Annotated in this window: 6 protein-coding genes; 3 read left to right on the top strand and 3 right to left on the bottom strand. The window is 68.7% G+C overall.

Going from position 1 to position 5,170, the window contains the following annotated elements; genetic code table 11:
- Both ACGFSA_RS34780 and ACGFSA_RS34775 read right to left on the bottom strand, forming a co-directional pair.
- Positions 1-302: hypothetical protein (locus ACGFSA_RS34780; protein WP_393310128.1), on the bottom strand; the 302-nt coding region annotated here is incomplete at its 3' end.
- Between the two features lie 24 nt (positions 303-326).
- Complete coding sequence (locus tag ACGFSA_RS34775) at positions 327-860, bottom strand: reverse transcriptase domain-containing protein (protein WP_393310126.1); 534 nt, start codon at positions 858-860, stop codon at positions 327-329.
- 82 nt (positions 861-942) lie between these two features.
- On the opposite strand from ACGFSA_RS34775, the gene ACGFSA_RS34770 reads away from it, so the two are divergent.
- Both ACGFSA_RS34770 and ACGFSA_RS34765 read left to right on the top strand, forming a co-directional pair.
- On the top strand, positions 943-1,395 hold the full coding sequence (locus ACGFSA_RS34770) for a hypothetical protein (RefSeq protein WP_393310124.1): 453 nt from the start codon (positions 943-945) through the stop codon (positions 1,393-1,395).
- Between the two features lie 27 nt (positions 1,396-1,422).
- On the top strand, positions 1,423-2,442 hold the full coding sequence (locus ACGFSA_RS34765; RefSeq protein WP_393310130.1) for an acyl-CoA dehydrogenase family protein: 1,020 nt from the start codon (positions 1,423-1,425) through the stop codon (positions 2,440-2,442).
- A gap of 261 nt (positions 2,443-2,703) precedes the next feature.
- Here the strand turns inward: ACGFSA_RS34765 and ACGFSA_RS34760 are convergent, their stop codons facing one another.
- A complete protein-coding gene (locus ACGFSA_RS34760; RefSeq protein WP_393310122.1) occupies positions 2,704-3,669 on the bottom strand; it encodes a pirin family protein in 966 nt (321 codons plus the stop codon).
- Positions 3,670-3,834: 165 nt separating this feature from the next.
- Here ACGFSA_RS34760 and ACGFSA_RS34755 point away from each other — a divergent pair, with 165 nt between their 5' ends.
- Entirely contained in the window at positions 3,835-4,191 is a 357-nt protein-coding gene (locus ACGFSA_RS34755) for a tetratricopeptide repeat protein (protein ID WP_393310120.1), read from the top strand.
- Positions 4,192-5,170 lie beyond the last annotated feature (979 nt).

Genomic DNA, 5,170 nt, shown 5'->3' with positions numbered 1-5,170 from the left:
AGCTGGTCACCATCGATGAACTCCGCTCCCGGATGCCCGATCTGCGCGCACGAGAGAGCAACCTGCGCGGCCAACTCGACACGCTGGAAGCCCAGCTCGCCGACCGCGACGCCTACCTCAAGCTCGCCGACGACCTCGAAGGATTCCTCGCCCAGCTCCGCGAGAACGCTGGGACAGCCGAGGTCCCCGAACGCCAGCGCGTCCTGCGGCTCCTCGTCAAGGACGTCCTCGTCGGCCCCGAGAAGATCACCATCCGGCACCGCATACCCGTGCGTGAGCACACCGCCGACGACCAGCATCAAGATCAAGACGCTACGGAGGGTGACTCATGCCCGAGTTACCCATTGCGTTGGGGGCGTGGCCGCCGACCCCTGGGGAGTTCCGCGATCCCGCTGCTGCACCGATCCGTCCGCCTTCGCCAGCGGCGCGACGAGCCACCGCTTGACGTAGAGCAGGACCCATTTCCCGTCCGCGTCGATATGCCGCTCGACCGCCTTGAGCTTCAGCTCATGGTCCACGCTGTCGAAGAACGCCCGGATGTCGAGATCGACCACCCAGTCACTTCGCCAACAGCGCTGCCGGCACTGTTCCACCGCGTCCAACGCCGACCGCCTGGGCCGGTAGCCGTAGGAGTCCGGGTGGAACACAGGCTCCACCCGCCGCTCCAGATACGTCGCGGCTACCGTCTGTGCGATCCGGTCGTCCACGGTGGGCACCCCGAGCACGCGGATACCCTTCCCGCCTGCCTTGGGGATCTCCACGGCCTTCACCGCTGGAGGAAAATACGAGCCGGACGACATCCGATTCCACAGTTTGAACAGATTCTTCGAGAGATTCTGCTCGTACTGCTCGATCGTCACGCCGTCCGCCCCGGGTGCACCCTTGTTGGCCTTGACTCGCTGAAATGCCTACCACACCATCCACTTGGAGATGTAAAACGACTTGACCTCGGCCTGTGGCCTTGATCCGTTCACCTGGCTCCTCCCGGGAACTCCGGTTGACCACCAAACAAGATCGGGCCACATCCACTTCCTCGGGCGGGCCGACCACCAGGTCAAGGTCCGCGGCTACCGCATCGAGCTCACCGCGATCAGCGACGCGCTGAACGGCTACCCGGAGGTCGAGGGCACGGTCGTCACCTTCACCGACGGCACCACCTCCGACAAGCGGCTGCTCGCCGCCGTGCGGCTCGACCCGGGGACGGCCGTCACCCCGGTCGACCTCAGAGACCGCCTGGCCGAACGGTTCCCGTCCTTGATGGTGCCTGCGCTCTGGGCGGTCGTCGACCGGATGCCCGTCACGGCGAACGGGAAGGTCGACCGGCGTGCGCTCGCCGCCGCGGCCGCACCCGCCAACGCGTTCGACAAGAAGCACAAGTCCCGCCGAGGAGCGTGACCGCACCCGTCGGCCCACAGCGGCCGACTGGCAGCGCGGAAGTGGTTCGGAATGACCTGGCCCGCCGCCGACGGCGGCCGCGACGCCACCCTCACCGAGCAGCTCGCGCTGCTGGACGAGACCGCCTACCACCAGCTGCCGGTCGCCATCGCGATGGCCGCCGTCTCGGTGGTCGGCGCTCCCATCGTCAAGTACGGGACGGCCGAGCAGAAGGCGAGGTATCTGCCCCGGATCCTGGACGGAAGACTGACCTTCTGCCTGGGCTACAGCGAGCCCGAAGCGGGCTCCGATCTCGCGTCGCTGACCACGACCGCGATCCGGGACGGCGACGACTGGGTGATCAACGGGACGAAGTCCTGGATCGGCAACGCCCACGCCGCGGAGTACATCTGGCTCGCCGTGCGCACGGACGTGGAAGCGAAGCTGCCGCTGGCCGGGATCAGCATGTTCCTGGTCCCGATGGCGGCCGCGGGGATAAGGACGGAGCCGCACCAGGCTCTGTCCGGGCAGATCTGCTGCACGGTGAGCTTCGACGACGTCCGGGTGAGCGACGCCGCGCGCGTCGGCCCGGTCAACCGCGGCTGGCAGGTCATCACGGACACGCTCACCGGCGAACGGGTACTGCTGGCCGGCGAACTCGCCGGGATGTCCCGTCGGCAGTTCGACGAACTGCTGGCAGCCGTCCGTGCCGATCCGGACAGCGCGGCCGGCCCGTCCGGGTCGGACAAGCGAGCCAGGCTGAGCGGTATGGCCGTCCAGGTCCAGGCGGTGAACCTGCTGCTCACCGAGGCGGTCGGGAAAGCCGAGTCCAGCGCCGCGCACACCGCACGCCTCGCCTCGGCCATGGCCGGAGTGCTGGCTGCGGAGGTGGCGGAGCAGCTCAGCCGCGACGCCCTGGAGATCCTCGGCCCCGCGGCGACCCTCGGCACACCGGACGCCCCCGGCGCGGGCATCTTCGAGCAGGGCCTACGCCTGTCCATCCTCGCCTTCCTCAGCGGCGGAACCAACGACGTGCAACGCGGATTGATCGCCCGCGCCTCGGCCTGAGCTGACCGGGCTCCCGGGGCACGCAGGCCGCCTGGGCAGGTCGGCGCACGGCCGTCCGCGGGAACTGCCCATCCCGGACGGCCTTCGGGCGGTGGGCCGAGTGACGGTCGCGATCAGGTGGACCTTGAGGTCGAAACCTGGGAAACGCAGTCCCCTTCTGCAGAGGGGGACCGAACCGCGCTGCACCCACTGCAGACTTCACTTGCCGCCAGGTAGACCGACAGCGCCTCTCGGGGCATTGCTGCAGGACTATCCCCCAGGTCAGCGCACACGCCCCCGGGGTTTGAGGGGCACAGGAGGGAGTTCGGGGGCGGACAGCGGACCTCCCTGGTAGCCCTTCACCTCGCCGAAGCGGGAGCTGCCCATCCAGTCCTCGCGAGCCTGGGCGATCTCCTCGCTCGTACGGCCGATGAAGTTCCACCACATGACGATCTCCTCCTCGAAGGGCTCGCCCCCGAGGAGCATCAGCCCCGTGTCGGAGTCGGCGCGCAGCGGGAGTTCGGTGCGGCCGCAGCCGAGGTAGAGCATCGATCCGGGCAGCAGGGGCACGCCGTCGATCTCCGCCTCGCCGGACATGGACAGCACGGCGTACTCGAAGTCCGGATCGAGCGGCAGGCGCGCCTCGGCGCCACGGGTCAGGGCGATGTCGGCGCCGACGATCGGGGTGTAGGCGGTGCCGGGCGAGGTGGCTCCGTCCAGCTCGCCGAGGATCACCGTGGCGGTGAGGCCGGGGGCGGTGACGGTCGGCAGGTCGGTGTGATGCTGGAAGTGCGGCTCGACCTGGCGGTGAGCGTCGGGCAGCGCAACCCAGAGCTGAGCGCCGTGCAGAAATCGAGCGTGCGGCTTCGGGCTCTCCTCGGAGTGGCTGATGGCCCTGCCGGAGGTCATCAGTCCCAGTTCGCGCGGGCGGATCGTCTGCAGGCTCCCCAGGCTGTCGCGGTGAAGCACCTCGCCGTCGTGGAGCCAGCTGACCGTCTGCAGGCCCATGTGGGGGTGGGGCGGTACCTGCATCCCGGGTTCGTCGGCGATGTCGTCGGGGCCGTAGTGATCGACGAAGGCCCAGGCTCCGACCATCCGGCGGCCGAGGTTGGGCAGCAGCCTGCGAACCTCGGTGGACTCGCCGAGCTGGACGTGACGCGGGGCGAGGAGTTCACGCACCGGGTCGGCGACGACAAAGCCCCGGCCGCCACAGACGGAGAGTGCGGCCTGACGATCGAGATTGCTCATGACGCTCAACCTATTCCTGTGCAGGCGCGCGCGGCCGGTACCCACGCCAAAAGCTTGGTGGAATGTTCAACCATAATCCGGTGTTGTGCAAGCTGAAAGCGGGCCGCGCGAACGACTGGACGCATGGCCCGACGGATCGCCCAAGGTCGCGACCGAGGAGGGCAAGTGAACGACACCTATTACGAGTTCGGCACGGCAGCCGACCGCTGGGACCGCGCCCGGATGTTCTTCGAGGCCAAGGAGTACCTGACCGCGGCCCGGATCCTGGGCGGACTGGTCGAGGAAGCGCCGGAGCAGGTCGCGCCGCGGCTGCTGCTGGCCCGCGCCTACTACCACTCGGCGCGGCTCGGCAAGGCCGAGACGGAGCTGCGGGCGGTGCTGCAGCGCGACCCGGTGGAGCACTATGCGCGGCTGATGCTCGGCCGCACCCTGGAGCGGCAGGGCCGGCAGGAGGAGGCGACGCCTCATCTGCGGATGGCGGCGGCGATGTCCGGGGACTTCGGGGAGGACGTGAGCAGCTGAGACGGCGGGGCTTCGGGACGGACGCTGTCCGACGGGGAAGCCCCGCCCCCCTTCCCGGCCGCTGGGGGTGCAAGGCGATGGGTCCGGTCGGCGTACGCATGCGACCGGGCCCACAGCTGCGGCCGGACCGTGTCCACGTGCGTCGGCCCGGGCGATGCCGCCTGCGTCGGCCGGGACCCGTGATGCGGTACGTCGCCCCGCGGTGGGCGTCGTCAAGAAGCGCGCACCGACACGGCGGCCAGGTCCCGCTCATGAATGGGTTCGCCATACGCCTGCGGGTAGACGAGGCGGACCCCGCGCTCCGCACGGATCGGACCGGCCCCTTGCCCAGCTTGTTGCTACACAAGCCGTGTCCCTCGCAGCTCGTGTCGCATTACCTGGGGTCTGGCCTCTCAGAGCCTGTCGGGTGACCTCTGATCGGGCGGCCACGCCCTGGCACGCACGCTTCCCGCGTTGCCGAAATGCCCTAGTAGCTCCGCTACGAGGACCTTCCAGCGCCTTGGAATCGCACGCACCAGACCGCGTCCGCTTTCCGATCGAAGGTCACCCGACAGGCTCTCAGACTGCGACGCCGACGAGGCGGGCAGCGTGTCTCTTTCAAAGAGCAACAGAGTGACGCCATCAACTTGCCCTCGTTCAAGGCGATGGCATGCGTCCGATCGCGTTCCTCAGCAAGGAGGTTGTCCACGCGGATGCTCGCGTCGATGGTCTCATCCCAGACCTTGATGAGGTCTTCGAGCGGGGACAGCTCGGTCTCGAGCAATGCTCAAGACCTGTGGATCGTCCTCGGGAGGGGTGCCTCGCGGAACGCGGAGGGCGTACCTTCCCGAGTGATCGATTGATGGTCACCGAGTAGACCCGCGTTGCACCGCGGGTCGGGAAGGCACGCCCGTGCTCAGCGTAGTCAACGACGAGCGAACCACCGAGACCGGATCCCTGATGGACGACATAGTCCGTGAGGGTGCCCGGCGGATGCTCG

It is taken from the genome of Streptomyces sp. NPDC048496 (genome assembly GCF_043200055.1).
Classification (GTDB): Bacteria; Actinomycetota; Actinomycetes; order Streptomycetales; family Streptomycetaceae; genus Streptomyces.
The sequence above is the reverse complement of the archived record's forward strand: the minus strand, read 5'-3'. Positions and strand labels throughout refer to the sequence as shown.

Excerpts from the sequence above, each read along its gene's own strand:
- ACGFSA_RS34760 (WP_393310122.1), bottom strand. The coding sequence starts at position 3,669 with ATGAGCAATCTCGATCGTCAGGCCGCACTCTCCGTCTGTGGCGGCCGG.